At 57.3% G+C, this 21,378-nt stretch carries 16 protein-coding genes; 8 read left to right on the top strand and 8 right to left on the bottom strand.

Going from position 1 to position 21,378, the window contains the following annotated elements:
- Positions 1-101 precede the first annotated feature (101 nt).
- From uca to MLE19_RS02215, 6 genes are all read left to right on the top strand, one after another.
- Positions 102-3,731 (top strand): urea carboxylase, encoded by a 3,630-nt coding sequence (gene uca, locus MLE19_RS02240; RefSeq protein WP_240716448.1) that lies wholly within the window; start codon positions 102-104, stop codon positions 3,729-3,731.
- Positions 3,728-4,792 carry an isopenicillin N synthase family dioxygenase gene (locus tag MLE19_RS02235; protein ID WP_240716447.1) on the top strand — a complete coding sequence of 355 codons (1,065 nt, stop codon included), beginning with the start codon at positions 3,728-3,730 and terminating at the stop codon, positions 4,790-4,792. The genes uca and MLE19_RS02235 overlap by 4 nt, the downstream gene beginning before the upstream one ends.
- A complete protein-coding gene (locus MLE19_RS02230; protein WP_240716446.1) occupies positions 4,789-5,487 on the top strand; it encodes a hypothetical protein in 699 nt (232 codons plus the stop codon). The genes MLE19_RS02235 and MLE19_RS02230 overlap by 4 nt, the downstream gene beginning before the upstream one ends.
- Positions 5,488-5,518: 31 nt before the next feature.
- Entirely contained in the window at positions 5,519-7,339 is a 1,821-nt protein-coding gene (gene atzF, locus MLE19_RS02225) for an allophanate hydrolase (RefSeq protein WP_240716445.1), read from the top strand.
- 100 nt (positions 7,340-7,439) lie between these two features.
- Positions 7,440-7,805 (top strand): hypothetical protein, encoded by a 366-nt coding sequence (locus MLE19_RS02220; RefSeq protein WP_240716444.1) that lies wholly within the window; start codon positions 7,440-7,442, stop codon positions 7,803-7,805.
- Positions 7,806-7,815: 10 nt separating this feature from the next.
- A complete protein-coding gene (locus tag MLE19_RS02215; protein ID WP_240716443.1) occupies positions 7,816-9,819 on the top strand; it encodes a pyrroloquinoline quinone-dependent dehydrogenase in 2,004 nt (667 codons plus the stop codon).
- 119 nt (positions 9,820-9,938) lie between these two features.
- On the opposite strand, the gene MLE19_RS02210 is transcribed toward MLE19_RS02215, so the two are convergent.
- Genes MLE19_RS02210 through MLE19_RS02200 form a run of 3 tightly spaced genes read right to left on the bottom strand, consistent with a single transcriptional unit; the run spans position 9,939 to position 11,784 of the window.
- On the bottom strand, positions 9,939-10,325 hold the full coding sequence (locus MLE19_RS02210; protein WP_240716442.1) for a type II toxin-antitoxin system VapC family toxin: 387 nt from the start codon (positions 10,323-10,325) through the stop codon (positions 9,939-9,941).
- Between the two features lies 1 nt (position 10,326).
- On the bottom strand, positions 10,327-10,566 hold the full coding sequence (locus MLE19_RS02205; protein ID WP_240716441.1) for a type II toxin-antitoxin system Phd/YefM family antitoxin: 240 nt from the start codon (positions 10,564-10,566) through the stop codon (positions 10,327-10,329).
- Between the two features lie 45 nt (positions 10,567-10,611).
- Positions 10,612-11,784: a hypothetical protein gene (locus MLE19_RS02200; RefSeq protein WP_240716440.1), complete on the bottom strand. Its 1,173-nt coding sequence runs from the start codon at positions 11,782-11,784 to the stop codon at positions 10,612-10,614.
- A gap of 228 nt (positions 11,785-12,012) precedes the next feature.
- Here MLE19_RS02200 and MLE19_RS02195 point away from each other — a divergent pair, with 228 nt between their 5' ends.
- On the top strand, positions 12,013-12,429 hold the full coding sequence (locus tag MLE19_RS02195) for an antitoxin Xre/MbcA/ParS toxin-binding domain-containing protein (RefSeq protein WP_240716439.1): 417 nt from the start codon (positions 12,013-12,015) through the stop codon (positions 12,427-12,429).
- Positions 12,426-12,875, top strand: coding sequence for an RES family NAD+ phosphorylase (locus tag MLE19_RS02190; RefSeq protein ID WP_240716438.1), 450 nt, complete (start codon positions 12,426-12,428; stop codon positions 12,873-12,875). Before MLE19_RS02195 ends, MLE19_RS02190 begins: the two co-directional genes overlap by 4 nt.
- A 6-nt stretch (positions 12,876-12,881) precedes the next feature.
- Here the strand turns inward: MLE19_RS02190 and MLE19_RS02185 are convergent, their stop codons facing one another.
- The 5 genes from MLE19_RS02185 to leuA are packed head-to-tail and all read right to left on the bottom strand — an operon-like array spanning position 12,882 to position 21,365.
- Positions 12,882-14,027, bottom strand: a complete 1,146-nt coding sequence (locus tag MLE19_RS02185) for a Wadjet anti-phage system protein JetD domain-containing protein (RefSeq protein WP_240716437.1) — start codon at positions 14,025-14,027, stop codon at positions 12,882-12,884.
- Positions 14,011-17,355, bottom strand: a complete 3,345-nt coding sequence (locus tag MLE19_RS02180) for an ATP-binding protein (RefSeq protein ID WP_240716436.1) — start codon at positions 17,353-17,355, stop codon at positions 14,011-14,013. The genes MLE19_RS02185 and MLE19_RS02180 overlap by 17 nt, the downstream gene beginning before the upstream one ends.
- The gene (locus MLE19_RS02175; RefSeq protein ID WP_240716435.1) at positions 17,352-18,113 is read right to left on the bottom strand and encodes a DUF4194 domain-containing protein; all 762 of its coding nucleotides are present in this window, start codon (positions 18,111-18,113) and stop codon (positions 17,352-17,354) included. The genes MLE19_RS02180 and MLE19_RS02175 overlap by 4 nt, the downstream gene beginning before the upstream one ends.
- Before the next feature lie 2 nt (positions 18,114-18,115).
- The gene (locus MLE19_RS02170; RefSeq protein WP_240716434.1) at positions 18,116-19,618 is read right to left on the bottom strand and encodes a DUF3375 domain-containing protein; all 1,503 of its coding nucleotides are present in this window, start codon (positions 19,616-19,618) and stop codon (positions 18,116-18,118) included.
- Positions 19,619-19,658: 40 nt separating this feature from the next.
- Positions 19,659-21,365 carry a 2-isopropylmalate synthase gene (gene leuA, locus MLE19_RS02165; protein WP_240716433.1) on the bottom strand — a complete coding sequence of 569 codons (1,707 nt, stop codon included), beginning with the start codon at positions 21,363-21,365 and terminating at the stop codon, positions 19,659-19,661.
- Between the last annotated feature and the right edge of the window lie 13 nt (positions 21,366-21,378).

Here is a 21,378-nt window from a genome sequence, read left to right as displayed (position 1 = left end):
TCGCGTCTCTCCTGACTTGACCACAGCACTAAAGCCCTGGAGACGACTCCGGAAGGCCTATTATTCTGCGGGACGACCCGCCTTTGTTTGCAGGCAGTGCCATGTCCATCAATAAAACGTTTAGCAAAGTTCTGATTGCCAATCGCGGCGCCATTGCCGCACGCATTTTACGCACGCTGAAAGCCCTCGGTGTGGGCAGCGTGGTAGTTTACGCCGATGCGGATCGCGATGCCCCCTACGTCCACCAGGCCGATGAGGCTTACTCTCTCGGTGAGGGCGGCGCCAGCGACACCTATCTTAATATCGACAAGTTAATTGCCATTGCCAAGCAGAGCGGCGCCCAAGCGGTGCACCCGGGCTACGGCTTTCTTTCCGAAAACACCCGCTTTATCGACGCCTGTGACGCGGCAGGACTGGTGTTCTTAGGACCCACCACCGAGCAGATAAAACGTTTTGGTTTAAAGCACGAAGCCCGCAGCCTGGCCGAGCAAGCAGGTGTGCCGCTGGTGCCAGGTTCAGCGCTACTTGAAAACGTTGGCGAAGCGCTCAAAAACGCTGAGCAGATTGGCTACCCGGTGATGCTCAAATCCACCGCCGGTGGCGGCGGTATTGGAATGCAGGTTTGCCAAACTTCCGCCGAGCTTGAGCGTGCCTTCGACTCGGTCAAAGGCCTTGGCGAGCGCAACTTTGGTGACGGCGGCGTGTTTTTGGAGGCCTATATCGCCCGCGCCCGCCATATCGAGGTGCAGCTGTTTGGCGATGGCCAGGGCAATGTGGTCGCGCTCGGCGAACGGGACTGCTCCACCCAGCGCCGCCACCAAAAGGTGCTCGAAGAGTGCCCGGCCCCTAATCTGCCAGAACACGTTCGCCAGGCGCTGCACGAAACCGCTGTTCATTTGGGCAGAGCGGTCAACTACCGCAGCGCCGGTACCGTCGAGTTTATTTATGATACCGAGCGTGAGGCGTTCTATTTTCTCGAGGTGAACACCCGGCTCCAGGTCGAGCATGGCGTCACCGAGATGGTGTATGGCATTGATATTGTTGAGTGGATGGTGAGGCTGGGGGCGGGAGAGCTGCCCGATCTTGAAGAGCTGACAAAAGAACTCGTGCCCAGCGGACACGCGGTTCAGGCGCGCTTATACGCCGAAGATCCCGCCCACGACTTTCGCCCCAGCGCAGGCTTGCTGACTGAGGTTGATTTCCCTCAGGCTGACGGCCTGCGTATCGACCACGCCATAGAAGCCGGGCTGGAGATATCACCGCTGTTCGACCCCATGCTGGCCAAAGTAATCGCTCACGCCGACAGCCGCGACGCTGCTATTGAGCAGTTAGCTGCAACGCTTGATGCCGCCAGCGTTTATGGCATCACCACCAACCGCAGCTGGCTGGCCCATGCTCTGCGTGCCGAGCGATTTCAGCATGCCGACCTGGATACGCACTGGCTTGCCACCCTTGAGTGGGCGCCCCCCGTCGTAGAGGTGATCGCCCCTGGCACAATGACGACGATTCAGGACTTCCCAGGCCGCCAGGGCCACTGGGATGTGGGTGTGCCGCCCTCGGGGCCTTTTGATGACTGGTCGTTTCGGCTGGGTAATCGTCTGCTCGACAACCCCAGCGATGCCGCCGGGCTTGAGATCACCCTGACAGGCCCGACGCTGCGCTTTCACCGCGCGACGCAAATCGTGCTGGCAGGTGCCGAACTCCCCGCCACGCTAGATGGCGAAGAAGTCGCCTTCTGGCAAGTAGTAGATATTCCTGCCGGTGCCACGCTGACGATGGACCAGGCCGCGGCGGGCGCCCGCGCCTATCTATTGGTGCGCGGCGGCATTGCCTGCCCTCGCTACTTGGGCTCGCGTAGCACCTTCACGTTAGGCCAGTTTGGTGGCCATGGCGGGCGCGCACTGCGCAGCGGCGATATGCTCGATTTGCCTGTGATCACGCCTACCCCGGCGGCTCAGCTTGATAAGACGCTCATCCCGACCTTTAGCAATATAAGCAGCGGTAAAACCTGGCAAGTAGCAGTGCTTTACGGCCCCCATGGCGCGCCGGACTTTTTCACCGATGAGGATATCGAACGCTTTTTCGACCACGAGTGGGAAGTTCACTACAACTCCAGCCGCACCGGCGTAAGGCTGATTGGCCCCCGCCCGGAGTGGGCGCGAGCCGACGGCGGTGAGGCGGGCCTGCACCCCTCCAATATCCACGATAACGCCTACGCCTTCGGCACCATCGACTTTACCGGAGATATGCCGGTCATCCTCGGCCCCGATGGCCCCTCACTAGGCGGTTTTGTCTGCCCCGCCACCGTGGTGCGTTCCGAGCGCTGGAAGCTGGGGCAACTGGCAGCAGGTGACACCATACGCTTTGTGCCGATGAGTCTGGCCACCGCCCGCGCCCTTGAAGAGCGCCAGCTCGCCCAGCTGGCGTCTCTCACAGCGGCGCCCGTCGAAGCGATTCAGCCAGAGTGCGATACGCCTATCGTCCGCGATGTGCCCGCAGAGCAAGCCGGTGAGCGCATTGTTTATCGCCGCGCCGGCGATGATTTCCTGCTGATCGAGTTCGGCGCCATGGAACTGGATATCGCGCTACGCTTTCGGGTACACGCCTGGATGCTGTGGCTGCGGGAGCATTCGCTGCCTGGTCTGCGGGAATTAACCCCTGGCATTCGCTCGCTGCAGATTCACTATGAGCCCTTGGAACTGACCCTGGACGAACTGCTCACCTATCTGCAACACGCTGAGCAGGCGCTGGTCGATGTGGAATCGCTAGAAGTCGAGTCGCGGGTGGTGAATCTACCGCTCTCCTGGGACGACCCCGCCTGCCATGAAGCCATCGACAAATATCAGCGCAGCGTGCGCCCGGATGCCCCCTGGTGCCCCAGTAACCTGGATTTCATTCGCCGTATCAATGCGCTTGAAAGCGAACAGCAGGTGCGCGATATCGTCTTCGATGCCCGCTACCTGGTGATGGGGTTGGGAGATGTCTATCTGGGTGCACCCGTTGCCACACCGCTTGACCCGCGCCAGCGGCTGGTAACCACCAAGTACAACCCCGCACGCACCTGGACGGCAGAAAACTCGGTGGGCATAGGCGGCGCTTATCTGTGTGTGTATGGCATGGAAGGCCCCGGTGGCTACCAATTTGTCGGTCGCACGCTACAAATGTGGAACCGCTACCGCACCACAGCACATTTTGAAAATCCCTGGCTGCTGCGCTTTTTTGATCAATTGCGCTTTCATGAAGTCAGCCACGACGAGCTTGAGCAAATTCGTCGGGATTTCCCCCATGGTCGATATGACTTATCCATTGAAACCGCCCGCTTTCGCTTGGCGGACTACCAAGCCGAAAATGACAAAAATTCCACGGCGATTGAGACCTTCCGCTCAAAACGTGAAGCCGCCTTCCAGGCGGAAATGACTGCTTGGCGGGATAATGGCCAGTTCACCTTTGAAGATCAAGCCCCAGAAACTACCGAAGTGGCAGCGCTGGATGACAACGAAATAGGCATCGAAAGCCCCGTTACCGGCAGCCTGTGGAAATTACTGGTGGAAGAAGGCGAGCAGGTAACCGCTGGCCAGCCGGTGGCAGTGGTGGAGTCGATGAAAATGGAAGTTGAGATCACTGCCCACTGTGATGGTCGGGTTATTCGCCTGCCGCTTTCAGAGGGGTCGCCAATTGCCCCTGGGCAGCCCATTGTTGTACTTAGCAGCGAAGAGGAAGTAACCCCATGAGCCAATCAATGAACGATCAGCGACTCGCCGATTTTCAGGCTATACCGGTGATTGATATTCACGACCTGCTGCATGGGGATAGTAGCGCGCGCCAAGTCGTCGCCGATCAACTTGGCCGCGCTGCCCGCGAAGTGGGTTTCTTTCAAATGGTCGGGCACGGCATTGATGGCTCTCTGCGCGATGGGCTAATCACCCAAGCCAAGCGCTTCTTTGCCCAGCCAACCGAGACCAAGATGGAGCGCTATATTGGTCTTTACCACCACCACCGGGGGTATGTGCCGCCCGGTGAAGAGTCGCCGGACCCCAAAAAACCGGATATGAAAGAGGCCTTTGATCTTGCCTTTGAGCTTCCTAGCGATGATCCGGATGTCTTGGCGAGCACGCCTTTACTCGGGCCCAACCCCTGGCCGGATCTGGACGGTTTCCGCGAACCTGTCGCCGCCTATTATGACGCTGCCTACCAGGTTGGCCGCACACTTATGGGCGGCTTTTCCCTGGCGTTAGGGCTTGATGAGGACCACCTGCTGGGTTACGTCACAAAGCCCCCCAGCCAGCTGCGCCTGATTCACTATCCGTATAATCCCGATGCCGAAGATGCTCAGGGCATTGGCGCCCATACCGACTACGAGTGTTTCACCCTGTTACTGCCTACCGCCCCTGGCCTTGAAGTAATGAACGGCGCGGGTGAATGGATCGACGTTCCCTATCGAGATGATGCCTTGGTGGTGAATATTGGCGATATGCTTGAGATATGGAGCAACGGCGAGTTTGTCGCCACCTCCCACCGAGTGCGTAAAGTGAAGGAAGAGCGCTACTCCTTCCCGCTGTTTTTCGCCTGCGATTATCATACCGAAGTCGCCCCACTACCCGAATTAGTCGAGCAGCACGGTAAAGCCCATTACGCACCGCTCAAAGCGGGCGATCATCTTTATGCCCAAACTATCCAAACCTTCCGCTACCTGCGCGAGCGTTTGGCAAAGGGTGAGATTACGCTTCCCGAAGGTGCCCGGGAAGTAGGCAGCCTGGGCCAGCACGGCAAACATAAGGAGGGCCCCGAATGAGCGTTTCCTTGCCTAGCATACCTCGCGAATTTCTCGGGGGTTGGCAGCGCACGCTTTATGCGGAACCTGCCACCCCGCCTTACCAACAGGCCGACACCACCACTCAGGTTGTCTGGCTCCAGGGCGAGCAGTGGCATGCTGATCTACGCCTGCCTGCAAACGGACCGGATTTTTCCGGCATCACTTGCTTAGAGGGGTGCGACCGCCGCCAGCTTGAGTGGCTAGCAGGACTCACCGCCTTTGCCGGTGTTACTCAAATCGAAGGCGAACGACGCTCCTTGCTATGCACCTGGCACCGTTTTCAAAATCTATGCCCCGGCTTAGAAAAGGATGTAGGGCTACTGCAATGGATTAACGGCACCACCCTGGAAGAGCGACACCCTCACGACCACTACGTTGAGCACTGGCAACAGATTTCCACAGAGGCTGCTGAAGAAGAGATTCGGTGCGACGAGCAGGGCCACCTTCGCTGGCTGCAACTGGGCAACCACGCCATGGCGATTACTCCACGAGCTGTAACGGCCAGCTCAGCAGCCTTATTTGAACCATTAAGTGACTTAACTGACGACGCCCTGCGCTGGCGCGCTAGCCTCTGCTTCAACTACTTGCAGCGCGACCAAGACGGTTGGCAGGTAGTGCTATCCACCCAGCCCTGGCGGGTTGGAGAACGACTTTCAGCATCAACGCTTAATTAAGGTCACCGTTAATAACATTAGGAATTTAATCATGCCTCCCATTACATCGCTGGATATTGCTACCCTACACACCGCCTATCAGCAGGGTGAACTCACCCCTGCTGCGTTAATCGACGAGCTGCTCGCACAAGAGAAAAGCCACGGTACAGAACCCGCTTGGATTAATCGCCTTACAAGTGAACAGCTGGAACCCTATTTGCAGCGTTTAGAAGGAGAGTCGCCAAAGACGCTGCCGCTGTACGGCATTCCTTTTGCGATGAAAGATAATATTGACCTGGCGGGAATTCCTACCACGGCAGGTAGCCCGGCGTATGCCTATACACCCAGCGAAAATGCCTTTGTGGTGCAGCAGTTAATCGATGCGGGCGCCATCCCAATGGGGAAAACCAACCTGGATCAGTTCGCAACAGGGTTGGTGGGTGAGCGCGCTCTGAGTGACTACGGAGTTCCGGCCAACGCCTTTAATCCTGACTACATTACCGGCGGTTCCAGCAGTGGCTCTGCGGTGGTCACCGCCGCTGGCATGGTGAGCTTCGCGTTGGGCACCGATACGGCTGGGTCCGGTCGTGTGCCTGCCTGTTTTCATAATCTATACGGCGTTAAGCCCAGCCTGGGGCTACTCAGCACCCGCGGCGTGGTGCCAGCTTGCGCCACGCTCGACACTATCAGCCTGTTTACCCTTACCGCCGACGATGCGGCGAAAGTGCTAAATATTACCGCTGCCTATGATGACCATTGCGCCTGGTCTCGCGAACACCAGTTTGCCGTGCATGGTAAACGCTATGGCAAAGCACCTGCGGCGTTCCGCTTTGGGGTGCCGCTGGAAACCCAGTGGCAAACCGATGCAGCTTATACCCAGGGAATGCACCAAGCGATTGCCGAGTTGGAAGCTATTGGCGGTGAGAAAGTCGAGTTAGACTGCTCTCCCCTCTTGGCTGCCGCACGCTTGCTGTACGAAGGCCCCTGGGTGGCCGAGCGCTACCATGTGATTCGCGATTTGTTGAAGAGCCACCCGGATGCTGTGCACCCGGTCACCTTTGAAATTACCCAAGGTGGCGCCACGCCGCTGGCGGTGGACGCCTTCGATGCGCGCTATAAACTTGCAGAATTTAAGCGTCAGGCCGACGCGCTTATTAGCCAAGTGGATGTGATGCTCTCGCCCACTACGGTGACCCACCCCACCAAGGCAGAGGTGGCAGCGGATCCTATTGGGGTGAACTCACGGCTGGGCATCTGGACCAACTTTATGAACCTGCTCGACTACAGCGCCCTTGCCGTGCCGATAGGCTTTACCGAGCAGTCGTTGCCGGTGGGCGTCACGCTGTTTGGGGTGGTCTTTGCTGACTTAACGCTGCTCTCTTTAGGCCGAGCTCTCGAAGCACGTTTAATGCTGCCATTAGGCGCCACGGGCGTTGCCCATCCGGCGTTATCTGAGCCCTTAACCAATGCCCAAGACGGCACCATGGAGCTGGTAGTGTGTGGTGCACATCTGCAGGGCCTGCCACTTAATCACCAATTAACTGAACGTGGCGGCGTATTGGTTAGCAGCACCCATAGCGCGACGTGCTACAAGCTGTTTGCCCTGGCAGGCGGGCCACCCAAACGCCCGGCAATGCTGCGCGACGAAAATGGCCAAGCCATTGAAGTGGAAGTATGGCGCCTACCCATCGAAGCCGTGGGTAGCTTTTTAGCAGGCATTCCTGCCCCGCTCGGTTTAGGCCAAGTGGAACTTGCCGACGGTAGTTGGAAATGCGGCTTTATCTGCACCGCAGGGGCGTTAAACGAAGGGGGTGAAGCAGAGGACATTACTGAGTTTGGCGGCTGGCGAGGATGGTTAAAGCGTCAGTCATAGTTAGTTAAGCGGTAGCACTCAGGTCGAAAAGGTGTTGTTATCTGCTAAGTTAATAGTGCCCATAGCTTGCTATGCCAATCATCAAGGAGGAAGAAACGCTATGTCGATATCACCCTCGACCCGGCTAGGCGCAATGATGCTATTGATCGCCTCGCTCGCAGGTCTCGCTATCGCTCTCTATGCCTATTTCACCCCACTGACCGGAGTTAATGGGACACTTGGCGCAATGGTCGCCATTTTTGCCTGCCTCGCTCTTACAGTGATGGCGTTAATTCTTTTTAAGGTATCGGGACGTGGTGTTTCCATCACACTGCGGGTGCTCATTCTGATAGGCCTTGCTGGCACTTTTTTCGCTGCAATGCTGCTACACCAGTGGTGGATCTGCGTTGCTATGGTGATCGGCCTGATCGGGCTGCTCCTCGATACGGTTCGCCCGTCGCATCACGCCCGAGCCACCCATACCTAAGGAGCCGACCATGCCGACTTTGATCACCACTAAACAACGCCTGGGCACGGCTACTGCGCTGGCAATTTGCCTTGCCCCTATGCCACTTTTGGCACAAGAAGAGCCTGAGGAGCAGGAAAATGCTGCCCAGCAGGAAGAAGTTAGCGCTACACCCATACCTTTGGTGCCTAGCGAACCCACCTGGGATAGCTTCCATGGCCAGCTCAATGCGCAAAAATATAGTCCGCTGGATCAGATCAATGCCGACAATGTAGGCGAGCTTGAGAAAGCCTGGGAAGTCCATACGGGCGATGTTTCCGATGGCTCGGGCGAGTTACCGGCTTCCGTTTGGTCTGCTACCCCGGTATTCGCCAATGACACGCTCTATATCGGTACGCCTTTTTATCGAATTCTGGCGCTCAACCCGGCCACAGGGGAAGAAAAATGGAGCTTTGACACCGAATCCTCTCTTGAAGCGCTAACCCAGCCTGTCTTAAAGAATCGCGGCGTCGCCTATTGGCAGGCCGATGATCCAGAAGATGGCGAGTCCTGTCAGAAAATTGTCTATATGGGCACTATGGATGCGCAGCTGTTCGCACTGGATGCCGATAGCGGCGAACGGTGCGAAAACTTTGCCAATAACGGCGTGCTCGATGTTAACCAGTGGAATGACACCAACGATGTGTGGCCGTTGTCGCTGCTGCAGCCGCCCACCGTGGTGGGTGATCGCCTAATCCTTGGCTGGGCGGGGATGGACTGGGCCTATGAACAAGCGCCGCCCGGCACTGTATTTGCAATCAATGCGCGTACCGGCGAGCGAGAGTGGACGTTCCAGGCACTCTCAGATGAGGTACGCGAGCAGAGCGGTACCGCCAATGTTTGGACGCACATGTCCGCCGACGAAGAGCTAGGTTTAGTCTATTTACCCGTTTCTTCTCCCTCGCCCAACTTCTGGGGTGGCAATCGTAGCGACGAAGTGCCATTAGCGACTTCAACCACCGCCTTGGATATCGAGACCGGTGAAGTGGCCTGGTCACGTCAGTGGGTGCACCACGATATCTGGGATTACGATATTAACGCCGCCCCAACGCTAATGGATATTACCGTGGATGGCGAGGAGATACCGGCACTCATCCAGGCGACTAAAATGGGCTTTTTATTTGTCGTCAATCGTGAAACCGGCGAAGACGTCTGGCCGATTGAAGAGCGCCCAGTACCGGGTGGCGACGGTAATGTAGAAGGTGAAGTTTACGCGCCTACCCAGCCCTTCCCGACTAAACCAGCACCGCTGTTGGATCAGTCCGAGAAGCCCGAGGTCTGGGCGTTGGCTGATGCCGTAAGTTTCGGGGAGTGCTCCGCCCTGTGGGACGATCTCTGGTATGAAGGGCTATACACCCCGCCCACCACTGAAGGCGCAGGGACTATGGGTTACCCCATCACGGCCGGCGGTGTGCAGTGGGGTGGCGTGGCGTTTGATCCCGAAAGCCAAACCGCCATCGTGAATACCTCGCACATTGTACAAACCCTGAAGCTCTATGATCGCGAAGCCTATGACTCAGCCAACAGATCGTCGGGTAATGAGAGTGGCTTTGCCTCTCAGGAAGGGGCACCCTACGGGATCCTGCTTGAAATCGCTCAGAACTGGCTTGGCATGCCCTGCTGGGAGCCTCCCTTTGGCGAGTTGGTGGCCCTGGATATGTCCACTGGCGATATAAAATGGCGTCGTCCGGTAGGCGCATCGCAGCAGCATGGCTTCTTTATGCCCGAAAGCTGGGGCTCGCCCACCATCGGCGGACCGGCGGTAACCGCAGGCGATATCATCTTTATCGGCGCCTCTATGGATGCCAAGGTGCGCGCCTACTCCCTTGAAACCGGCGAGCAGCTCTGGTCGGATCAGCTCGAAGCACCCTCCGTCTCTAACCCTGCAGTCTATGAGTATGAGGGGCGCCAATACGTCGCCTTTATTGGCGGCGGTAATACTATCCTTAAAGATCAGGTAGGGGATCAGATCGCGGTTTACGCGCTGCCGGAGTAACTTTCGCGAGTGATGGTAGAAAAGCAAAATGGGCGGTCTTTAAAACCGCCCATTTTGTTATAAGTCTATGTAAAAACAACAGAAGCCTTATATGCTGCCCCGTGATTACCTGTAAACGCCTATATTTTCTTAATGGGGCCATCATACTTAGCCACCAGCTCATCCGCAGTAAGCAGCAAGAAACCCTCAGCCTCTGCCTGGGCCACCAAAATCCGGTCAAAAGGGTCATTGTGAATACTGGGTAAATGCGCAACGTGGAGGGTATGCAGTGAACTGATAGGGAGTTCTAAATAACCATTATCCGCTAGCCCCCGTCGTAACAAGTGGGGATCAACTTTAAAATCAGGGCGTTGCAGGCTGTTTTTGATCACCACTTCCCAAATGCTGGCGGCACTGAAATAGAGCTTGTTGTTCTCATCATTAATCAGTGTTAGTGCTTCCGCAGAGAGTCTCTCCGGTTCTGCAGCCGCCCAGAGCAAAATATGTGTATCCAGAAGCAGATTCACATTAGCCTCCAAACATTTCGGCTATTTCTTCCTGCCCCATCCGATCAAAGTCATCAGGCACTTTAAACTGGCCTGCCAGAAAACCTAGTCGCTTTTGCTGACCAGACTCAGGGCTATCAATGGCCATTACTCGCGCCATCGGTTTGCCTGCTTTGGCAATAATAAATCCCTCGCCCTCGGCAGCCCTTGCCACTAGCTGAGACAATCGTGTTTTGGCTTCATGTATATTGATAGCTTCCATAATAGCTTCCAAAAATATGACTAAACCAACTAGACTTAGTCTAGTTTAAATGGAATCTTTTTCAAGAGGTGTCTTTTTCACCAACAGCTCCTCCGCATGCTCTTCTGTGTACTTTACAAACAAACGATTAGCGGCTCTGAAACATACCCGCATCAGAGGCACCAGCAGCCACAGTATCGGCGTGAGCAACCAGCGGTAGATAAAGCGCGCAATGAAGAGTACTGGCAGTAGCACGATGAGCCAGATAAGAAACTGACCGAACCACACCGGCCAGCCAAGCCAGGCAGAAAGATTGGCGCCAAGTGCGCTCACAAGGCTTGGGTGGCGCACCACCACATAGGCAGTACCCGCCACCGCGGCTACTTTGGCCATACGTGGCAACGCCGCAAAACGCCCGCCGCCACTCATTAACGCGCCTTGGCGCAAACCCACACGCGTGCCCTGGGCTTCCACGCTGCCCACCTGGGCAGCACGAGCGGCTCTGCCTGCCCGCAGCACCTTCACGGTGCTGGCCATCACTAGTAGATCGACACCGGCCCAGCCTAGATCGGCGGCGCCAATGTCGTCACCCCGCCGCCACTGGCTTTCCAAATCGCGTAGCCCGCTGGTAAAGAAATCGCCGAGGCCCGCCACCAGACGCTCACCCTGTAGCCACTCCACGTCGCCTTGTTCACTGACCACAAACTGGTTAAGCAGTGCGTGACCATTGGCATCCAGCAGCGCAATGCCCATCTGGCCGCGTCGGTAAGGAGTGAATGCTAAACCCGCTTCTCCCTCCTCATCGCTCCACCAGCGGTTGAACTGCTGATAACGCTCGCCGACCCAGTGCTGCGCCCTTAGCGTGGCCACATCGTGGCTGCGAAAATAGCTAATGGGTAGTACGGCGTCAGCCCCATAGCGCACCAGTACTTGCTGAAAATCGAGCAGTAAGCCGTACTCCACTAGTACATCGCGAGCTATATCACCATGGCGCAACATCGCCAAAGAGGCGCTCATCCACAGCGCCTGATCGTTGGCATAGCTGAGAAACAGCGCATTGAGCTCTGGTGTTTCCTGCTGTAGCGACGCTTCCAGCGAAGGCAGCGCCCGCTGAGTTTCCAACCGAACCAGTTGAGACTCAAATGGCTCATGGGAGGCCATAGCGGCTAACACCCCCGCCACCAAAATGGTTGTCGCGACGATTAACCATCCAGTCCGTATCGACCACCCAGTACGCATTTCTCTCTCCTGTCGTGGCGCTACCATCAGCCTTATAACCGTATTTTGTTTATAACCGTTGCTTACTACCAGTACCAAGTCAAATTGACTGTTCTCACTCTCCCGAGTCACTCACCATTTTACTCTTTTTTACCTTTTGGCAATTTGCGCCACCATAGTAGGCAAATTGCCGAATCAAAGAGAACCTTCTATACTTTGGCAACAAATTAGCTGGTAAGGAGCTATCCAATGGACGCTATCGATGCGGTGGAAAGCGACGTTATTGCGTTAATGGGCGGCGCTATTGGCGCGCGCACGGATGAACTGATCCGCAACGGCGTACCGCTGGATGCCCTTGAGCGACTGCGCAAAGAACATGGCATCGATGCCTACGATGTTGGGATTATCAATCGCCGCACCCATGATCACCGGCGCTCAAAAGGAAAGCCCTTGACGCCTGACGAGGGCGATCGACTCTACCGAACGAGTAGAATCGTTATCCTCGCCGAAGAGATTTTCGGCAATCGTGAGAAAGCCATTCGTTGGCTACAGAAACCTCGGCGTGCGCTCGGTGGCATCAGTGCCTTGACAGCCATCACTACGACGCCAGGCTATGAAGCAGTAGAGGAGCTACTTCAGCAACTTCACTATGGGTTGTCGGCGTGACCAAGGTAGTGTGGCGTATATCCAACTACACGGATCTCTCTGGCATAGGGGGCACGATTACGGCTGGCCGGTGGCACCATAAAGGCCAGCCGGTCGTTTATCTAGCCGACTCACCGGCCACAGCGCTGCTTGAGGTGCTCGTACACTTGGAAATGAGCATTGATGAGTTACCTGATCAATTTACGCTACTACGTGTCGAGCTCCCCTCATCAGCCAGCGAGATCTCGGTTGAAGCAAGCCTTCCAGACACTTGGCCTCAACAGCAGCAGCTAACCCGTTCACTAGGCTCACAGTGGCTAAATGAAGGTAACGCTTTACTGCTCAAAGTGCCTACGGTGATTGTGCCGCATTACGGCAACTATCTGTTTAACCCACGCCACCCAGACGCCAGCCTGGCGAAGCTGTCGGTCGAGCAGTTTCCCCTCGACCCCAGACTGGAGTTTTAGTCATCATTAACAGCGACCCAACCACCCCAGCAGCTCACGCTGTACGTCTTGTGCAGGTAGATACTCCTGCTCCAGGCGCCCTTGTGGCTGGGCTTTGAGAAAATGGTAAAAAGCCACTTCATGCTCAGTCAGGCCGCTGGTCGGCAGCTCAGCATGAACCGGCTCTGGCACGGCGCAGTCACGGCAAAATGCCTTGAAGTGCGCCTCGCTCATCATCAGTGAGTTAATCGCAGGCAGCGCCCGCCTGGCTCTAGCCAACATCAGTAGCCCCCAGGTGTCCATGTCGCCCCAATAGGCGACCGCTTTTGTTTTAAGTGCCCCGCCTGCTAGCCAGTGTATATCCAGCCCCGCACCCAGAATCGCCACAGTGCCGGGCATGGCGGGTAGCAAGTGCTCACACTGCTCATTCTCGACCACCACCACCCGCGAGCCCGGCAGGCAAGCATTCGCCAGTTCTCTAGCGGTGATGCGCTGGCGCTTAAATGGCAGCAGCCCCTGCGCCAAGGGCACCACCAGCAGCCAGTGATCTTTATCGTCGGGGGCATCCAGAAAGCCGCTTAACCCTTGTTGGCTGGCCATGCCTTCGTAGCGTTCATCCAGCAGGCGTGTCAGTAACAACGCATTGCGCTCGATAAACTTGGTGTCCACCCCCAGCCCATTGAGCAATCTTAATGGTCGGCCTTCTGCCATGCCCGGCGTGAGCGAATCCGCCAGCGTTGCAGCGGCAGTGATGTCGCTAACAGGCTTATTGCGCCACAGGGCGCGTTCGCGAACCAGTACCTCCCAGTAACGCTGGCTGACGCTTCTTACCAGGGTTTCCAGCAGCGCAAACTCCTGTTGCACCTCGGCATCCGCCGTGGCGGCGGCCCATTCAGACGGTGTGTGCAGCACCCACTGCACGGGGAGTGACACCGGCTCAGCCGCAGCGCGGAAGTTGGTATCTTGAAACACCACATCACCGACCGTTACCTGCCGCCAGCGCTGCACATGGGCCTGCACCAGGCCGGTTTGATCGGCAAACTGGCGGCCAGAGGGTTTGCCAATAGCGATCACTAGCGGCCAGCTCTCCGGGGATAACAGCCGCTCTACCCGCCAGAAAGTTTGCTGCCACTGCTTAGCCAGGCGAGCAGCGATCTCACTCGGGGACTTCATTGCGCGCCTCTCGCCGCTTTTCCCGCACGGCATCCAGCGCCTGCCAACTGATCGGTGTTAGGCTGGAGGCATTGCCACGGCGATGCACCACCACCGCCGAGCGGGTGTGCTTGCGCAGCAAACGCATCTCCTTATTGGGGGTAATAAACAGCGCGTGGAGGTGAAATTCGTTAAGCGCGGCAATAATGCGCCCGGCCACGGCATTCGAGCTGCGCGAAAAGGCTTCATCCAGCACGATGGTGCCGAATAATGGCCGAGGGCTGCCATCCGGGCACAGGGCGTAACTCAGCGATGCGGTCAGCACATAGGAGGCGATAATCTCTTTTTCGCCACCGCTACCGCCCTGGGAGCCCGAGCGGGTTTCAATCACACGCCCATCGGCGCGGTTGATCATGGCGACTTTAAACTCAAGCCTAAAACGCGGATCCAATAACGCTCGCGCGCCGAGGGTACGCTGGCGTTCGCAGGCATCACGCAGCAGAGTGATAATATATTGCAGTGCCTTGTACTGGCTTTCGCCACCATCCTCTACGAATCGCGATGAGGCGAGCGATGTATTGGCACGGGTAAAGGTCCGTAGGCTTTCGTGCACAACCTTATTCGCCACCAGTTGCAGGTAACGCCCACGCTGGAAGTCCACCCGCCGTAAGGTGTTATTGAGATCTTCCAGCCGCTCTTCGCTCCGCTCCACTTCACCATCAATGGTGGCCAGCAACTGCGATACGCCCTGATCGGAAGAGTCGGTCAGGTATTCCTGAAAACGCTGCTGCTTGTCGGGCAGCGCTTCTTCGGTGAGCACCTTGAGGCGTGCCAGATAGTCGGGCACATCGTCGAGCTCCCGTCCGACCTCGGAGAGCGCCCCACGGTCTTCCCGCTGAGCATCCGACATGGCTTTGACCAACTCTTTTTCCACCCGGCTTTGGGTCGCCCGTAAGGTGGTTAGTTGCTGTTGCAACTGGGTAGTGGCTTGGCGCTCCAGCTCATCAACGTTGGCAAGCTGCCGTTGATCAAGGGGAGAAAAATGACCATCGGCCAGGGTGCGCTCCGCCTCCTTCAACCCTGCTTCGCTTTTGCGAAACGCTCGATTCTGCTCTTTTTGGGCTGTTTCCAGCCGACTGTTTAACTGGGCGCACTGCTTGATACATTGCGTTTTTTGCTGCTCCAGCGTGGCCAACGCATCGCGGGCTTGCTCCAGTTGGCGTTTGGCTGTCGCCGCATCGGAACCGGGTGCGGTCAAGGCGGCCAGTTTATCTCGTTGCTGTTGCCATTCACGCTCGGCCTGGGGCGCGTTGACCTCCTCATAGTCCAACTCTGCCAGCTTTGTAAACAACACTACCTGCTGTTCAAGTGCAGCCAGTGAGGCCTTCGCCTGCTCTTCTGCCGCCTTGGCGCTCTGCAAGCGTGCTTTCGCTTCGCTGATTTGCGCGCTTAACGCCGCCAGCCGGTCACGGTTATCAAAGCCGGTTTGCCAATCGTCGCTTAGCCGCTTCTGATCCTGCTTGTCAAAAAAGCGCGCCTTGCCCGACATCAGCCCTTCCGCCGTCATGGCATGGGGCGTCTCTCGCAACATCTCCGGCGAGCCAACGCAGTGTCTGTCCAGCCCTGCCAGTAGCTCCTTAACCGCTTCCCGGTAAGGGTGCTCTTTATAGTCGAGCTTGCGAGTAAAGCCATCCTCAAAAAAGCGCGGCTGGCTGGATGGCGATTTCACTTCCAGGATACGGACATGCAGCGCATTGTGGCGGCTATTGATCCAGTCTAGCGCTTGGCGGCTGGCCTCCGGCGGCACAAAAATACGCAACCGGTGGCTACCAATCGCCCGTTCAATGGCCCCGCGCCAGGCTTGCTCGCCCTCTTTTACCTGCACCAGCTCAGCCACCAAGGGCAGGTCATCTTCGCTGAGCGATAAAGCATCGGCCAGCACGGCACGAAACTGTTGAAAGCGACCGGGAATATTCGACCCAGGGCGTGCTTTTACCTCGGCTAGTTCATCCTGCAGTTCAGTGCCTTCGCGCTCGATCTGATAGCGTTGACTGCCCTGCTCAAAAGCGGCCTGTTTGGCGTCGTCAAGCGCCTGCTGAACCTCGCGTAACTGCTCGGCGGCCAGCATCTGATTGGTAGCGACCGCTTCACGGTTGAGGGCATCATCAAAGGCGAGCGAACGGGCATACCGCTGGTACTCTGCCGCATGGCGCTGGCAGCGCTCCAGGTTGGCTTGCTTCTCCTTGACCAGCGCTTCCAGGGTCTGAATATCCGAACCGCCCAGACGCAGATAAGCTTCATTTAAACGCTCACAGGTGCGTTGCTGATGAGTGTAGCCCTCCTCAGCAGCTGCCAACTCGGCATTGGCCTGCTGGGTTTGTTGCTGAAGACGCTCGGCTTCGGCCTTCCACAGCCGGTGAGCCTGTTCACCAAACCACACCGGCAGCACCCGGCTGAGGGTTTCCTGGTCATCAAGCAGCGTTTGGTTGTGCAGGTACTTATCCCATCCGGTTTTGATCGGTTCCAGGGAGCGCTGCTGACGGCGGGCGATTTCAAGCTCTTCATGAATGGCGGTGAGATCGTCGAAGCTATCGGCGACTTCCCGGGCGCGCTGAAACTGGGCGTTATCGTCTAGCACTAACTCGCGAAAAATTTCGTCAATGCTGTTTAACTGTTTCAACCCTGCCGCTCGGTTGAGCAAGTTGAAGGCGTTATCACGCACTTCAAAAAAGTCCCGCAGCCGCGCTAGAAAGCCTTTTTTGCTAGGGTACGTCCAGATACCCGTTTCGGTCTTATCCAGCTGGCGCAAGGCGCGCATACCACCTTCCTGTTGCAGCGTCAGCCAGCGCGTCAGGGTGTGCTCGGAGGCGGTACTGAACAACCAAAGCTTCTTCATATCCGAGGGGGACATACTGGTGCCGTCGAACCACAACAGCGCACCAATACGCACCAGGCTTTCGCCATTGCTGAGTGTCGCCACCAGGCCGGTCACGGTTTTGCCGGGCCGGGCGATATGCGACTGGTCATCGCCCCCATCCCCCGGGCCACTCACCCCGCGCACGTAAGAGACCAGATCCCGGTCACTTTCGTGGCCACCGGTAGAGGCAAGGTTGTATTTGGGGTTGGCCGTGAGCAGCGTCATTAGCGCATCCACCAACGTGGTCTTGCCACTGCCGGTGGGGCCAATGATCGCACTGCCCTGGGCGTCGATATCGGCCCGGTGCATACCGCCAAAGCCGCCCCAGTTGAACAGCTCCAGCGTTTGCAGAATATAGGTAGGCGGCAGTTGCCAGCCGCTCTCTTGCGTATCGTCAATTAACGAAGGCTGCGCGAGTGATGCGGTTGTCATTCCCCGTCCTCCCCGTTATCGCTTCTGTCTGCCGTTACCCTGGCCTTTAACTCATACAGCAAAGCGGTGAGGTTTTCCGGGTTGGCCAGGTGGGCAATCATTGGCCGGATGGCTACCCGCTCGTGGCTATCCGGTGCAGATACCAGGCCGTGGCCTTTGAGTTGATCCAATAGCTGCAGCACCCGGGTACGCTCGCTGGCCTCGCTGCCACTCTCCCCCAGGTAGACCTGCATCTGGGGAATCAGCTCGTCCACCGCCACCATGGCGTCCCCAGCGCCGGTGCCCGCATCCTGCTCGTGGGCAATGAAATACTGGCGCAAAATCGCCACCAGCAGTGTCTGTTCCAGGTTTAACCGCTGCTTGCGAACCAGTGGGTGCGACCAGTCATCCTGGGGCTCGTCAGTATCCCCAGGTCGTACCGCCAGAAACACCAGCCCCCGGATCTCATCGACTCGGGCACATAAATCCAAGGGCTCAAGCGTAGCATTGAGCCGCTCCATGGCTACGAGAGCCGCGCGGTAAAGATGGGGCCTTTGAGTCTCTTCCAGCAAGCCCATGCGGAGCAGTTCCTGAGCCACTTCGCGCAATTTGATGTCCGTGCGAGCGGTGGCTTCGGTGTTGATCTCCTCGCCAGCAGCGTCTACTGCTTCACTTTCCTGCGCTTGAGGGGCCTGCTCCTTAAACTGATTCGGAGACCCTTCTTCGCTGGTCTTATCCATGCCCTGCTGCTTAACAATCCGATCAAACACACCTGCCATGCTTAAAACTCCCACTCAATGCCGCGCAAGGCCTGCTCACTCAAGGAGACCGTGGGCACCCGGAATACCCAGTCGCACTGCTCATCGTCGGTGATGATCACGTCTTGAACGTCCTGCCCGGCGATCTCAACCCCGGCTTCCCGCGCCATCCCCAGCCATAGCGCCAGGGTTTCCAGGTCATGGGTGGGCGGCAGGTGTTCGGCCAACTCCGCCAGTGTCAGCTCACGCCCTTCTTGGGCCAGCAGCGCCAGCGTCTCCTGCACAAGGGCGTCACGGTCGAGCCCATCAAGGGAGTCCCAGAATTCGGCTTCGATACCGCTCAAGTCACTCGCCTGCTGGGCAAGATCCAGCTCCTCTTCCAGCTCGTTTTCCAACAATTTGAACCGCAGGCGCTCGACCACCGATAAGTTGCCCAGGGCAAAGCCCAGCGGCGGCAGCGATGACACCTCTGAACGGCGTACTTTCTGGCGTTGCCAGTCTATATCCTGGGCCGTGTTGAGAATATCGTTAAGCAACTGACCAACGCGGTGATGCTCGGCAGCCAGGCCAGTCTTGATAAATCCTTTGACGTCCTTTTCACTGCGGGCGCGTGCCTGTAATACCGCCTGACTTTCGACTATCAGCCGCATACGCAACAGTTTGAGATCCTGCCGCTGCAATCGATTCAGCGCTTTTTCTGCAGCGGGGTGGACGAGGATGGTGCGTAACTGCTGGCGCATCATATCCAGCGCAGCGGTTTGGCGTAGTTGCTGAAGGAAACTGTCGAATACGCGACCTTCCGGGGTATCCAGCAGCGCTTCCTGACCATCCAGCAAGCGATCCACGATATCGCCCCGATGGTACTTTTCGGACATGATCGACTGGCGCAGTTGGCGATCAGCCTCCCTCCAGGAGTCTTCAACCCGGCGAAAGTCGGCACGCAGCCCAGTGGCGAGGGTAAAGACTTCGCGAATGCGCTCAATGGCATCCGGTTCGGAAAGGACGGGCACGTTCCCAGCTTCCGCGTCTGCTAGCTCGCTCTCCAACTGCTGGATCTTGCGGCGGAGCGACGCCTTGCGGCTCTCTGGATTGGGGTTGAGGCCGACTTCCAGGTTTTCGATTTCTCGCTGCACTACTGACAACCGCGATGCCGTGGACGTCATCATGCGGTTATCCAGGGAGTCGATGAACTGGATCGCCGATGATAGCGCATCAGTGGCATACAGGCGCTGACCTCGCTCAGTGACCAGGCCGCGCCGGATCCACTCGCGCAACTCTCGCCCGGCCTGCAGGCGGGTATTGTCGGGGTCGATGGCGTACTCATCCTGCTCGGCATAACGCCCCAGCATCTGCGACAGTGCTTCCAGGGCATCCGCTTCGGCGATACCGTCTTCACTGAACTCAAACAGCGAGGTCAAGCAGCCAAGCACCAGGGGCGCACGGGGCGATGCCAGCAACAGCCAGGCCGGGTGCTGCTTACGGGCAGCAATATAGTGACGCGTGCGTTGCTGGGGGCTAGTGTCCATATTGATAGCCAGTTCGGTTGAGCACTAATTTTATGGCTTGTTACTTCAAGGTCTCCGCCGTCACGTTGGCCGCCGCAGGCTGGGTAGAATGGTGGCGATTAATCGCGCTCAGCACCCCCTTCATCGACGCGCTGGTAATGCTTTCATCGTTACCTACGCCGAACACCGCTTTGCCGTCGATACGCACTTCCACGTACGCAATGGCCTCAGCATCGGCGCCCTGGCCGCGGGAGTGCTCATGGTAGTCGATAATCTCTACATCGTGCCCTGCGGCTGCCAGTGCTTTAACAAAGGCCGCTAACGGGCCGTTGCCCTCACCCTTTAACGTTTGCCGTAAGCCGTTCTCCTCAATCACGGCGTCCAGCGTGACTTTGGGGCTGTCAGGCTCAGACGATAATCGGTGGTTAACCAAGGCAAACGGCACGTGCTGCTCTAAATACTCATCGGAGAAGGCCTGATAAATCATCTGCGATGTGATCTCGCGTCCGGTACGCTCTGCCACTTCCTGTACGACCTGACTGAACTCGATGGAGAGCCTGCGTGGGAGCTCAATGCCGTGCTCCTGCTCGAGCAGATAAGACACTCCGCCTTTACCCGACTGGCTGTTAACCCGGATAACCGCTTCGTAGCTGCGACCCACGTCCAGCGGATCAATGGGCAGATAAGGCACATCCCACACAGCGTCAGGATTAGCGCGACGATCAGCCATGCCTTTTTTGATCGCATCCTGATGAGAGCCAGAGAACGCGGTGAATACCAAATCGCCCACGTAGGGGTGGCGCGGATGCACCGGCAACTGGTTGCAGTACTCTACTTCGCGCATGATCGGGGTGATGTTGGAAAAATCTAGCTGTGGGTGCACGCCCTGGGTGTACATGTTCATCGCCAGGGTGACGATATCCACATTACCGGTGCGCTCGCCGTTACCAAACAGCGTGCCTTCAACACGGTCAGCCCCGGCCATTAGCGTTAATTCTGCCGCCGCCACGCCGGTACCACGGTCGTTATGGGGGTGAACGCTGACAATCAAGTGGTCACGGTTGCTCACATGTCGGCAGAACCACTCGATCTGGTCGGCGTAGTTATTGGGTGTAGCAACTTCTACCGTGGCGGGTAAGTTTACAATCATGGGTTTATCAGCACTGCTGCCATAGGCTTCCATGACCGCTTCGACGATCTCAACGGCGAAATCCATCTCGGTGGTGGTGAAAAGCTCTGGGGAGTACTGAAACGTCCAGTTGGTTTCTGGCGCGGCGTCCATCTGTGCACGAATCTGTTGGGTAGCCTCTACGGCGATTTGTACACACTCGACTTTATCAACGTTAAACACCACCCGGCGGAACATGGGATCAGTGGCGTTATAGACGTGGACGATGGCATTTTTGGCCCCCTGAAGAGCTTCAAAGGTACGCTCGATCAAGTGTGGTCGCGCCTGAGTCAGCACCTGAATGGTTACGTCTTCAGGAATTTTATCCTGCTCGATCAGCGAGCGGACAAAATCAAAATCGGTTTGGGAGGCCGATGGAAAGCCGACTTCAATCTGTTTAAAGCCAACGCTCAACAACATGTCGAATAAACGCTGCTTACGCTCCTGATCCATGGGGTCTATCAGCGATTGATTGCCGTCGCGCAGGTCAACGCTGCACCAGATCGGCGCTGATTCGATACGCTGGCTCGGCCACTGGCGGTCGGGCAGATCAACGGCCACAAAGGGACGGTACTTTTTGGCAGGATCAGTCAACATCATGGCGGCTCTCCTA

Source organism: Vreelandella neptunia (assembly GCF_022489065.1).
GTDB classification, from domain to species: domain Bacteria; phylum Pseudomonadota; class Gammaproteobacteria; order Pseudomonadales; family Halomonadaceae; genus Vreelandella; species Vreelandella neptunia_A.
This window is presented reverse-complemented; position numbering and strand designations above follow the sequence as displayed.

Excerpts from the sequence above, each read along its gene's own strand:
- uca (WP_240716448.1), top strand. The coding sequence starts at position 102 with ATGTCCATCAATAAAACGTTTAGCAAAGTTCTGATTGCCAATCGCGGC.
- MLE19_RS02235 (WP_240716447.1), top strand. The coding sequence starts at position 3,728 with ATGAGCCAATCAATGAACGATCAGCGACTCGCCGATTTTCAGGCTATA.
- MLE19_RS02230 (WP_240716446.1), top strand. The coding sequence starts at position 4,789 with ATGAGCGTTTCCTTGCCTAGCATACCTCGCGAATTTCTCGGGGGTTGG.
- atzF (WP_240716445.1), top strand. The coding sequence starts at position 5,519 with ATGCCTCCCATTACATCGCTGGATATTGCTACCCTACACACCGCCTAT.
- MLE19_RS02220 (WP_240716444.1), top strand. The coding sequence starts at position 7,440 with ATGTCGATATCACCCTCGACCCGGCTAGGCGCAATGATGCTATTGATC.
- MLE19_RS02215 (WP_240716443.1), top strand. The coding sequence starts at position 7,816 with ATGCCGACTTTGATCACCACTAAACAACGCCTGGGCACGGCTACTGCG.
- MLE19_RS02205 (WP_240716441.1), bottom strand. The coding sequence starts at position 10,566 with ATGGAAGCTATCAATATACATGAAGCCAAAACACGATTGTCTCAGCTA.
- MLE19_RS02200 (WP_240716440.1), bottom strand. The coding sequence starts at position 11,784 with ATGCGTACTGGGTGGTCGATACGGACTGGATGGTTAATCGTCGCGACA.
- MLE19_RS02195 (WP_240716439.1), top strand. The coding sequence starts at position 12,013 with ATGGACGCTATCGATGCGGTGGAAAGCGACGTTATTGCGTTAATGGGC.
- MLE19_RS02185 (WP_240716437.1), bottom strand. The coding sequence starts at position 14,027 with ATGAAGTCCCCGAGTGAGATCGCTGCTCGCCTGGCTAAGCAGTGGCAG.
- MLE19_RS02180 (WP_240716436.1), bottom strand. The coding sequence starts at position 17,355 with ATGACAACCGCATCACTCGCGCAGCCTTCGTTAATTGACGATACGCAA.
- MLE19_RS02175 (WP_240716435.1), bottom strand. The coding sequence starts at position 18,113 with ATGGCAGGTGTGTTTGATCGGATTGTTAAGCAGCAGGGCATGGATAAG.
- MLE19_RS02170 (WP_240716434.1), bottom strand. The coding sequence starts at position 19,618 with ATGGACACTAGCCCCCAGCAACGCACGCGTCACTATATTGCTGCCCGT.
- leuA (WP_240716433.1), bottom strand. The coding sequence starts at position 21,365 with ATGATGTTGACTGATCCTGCCAAAAAGTACCGTCCCTTTGTGGCCGTT.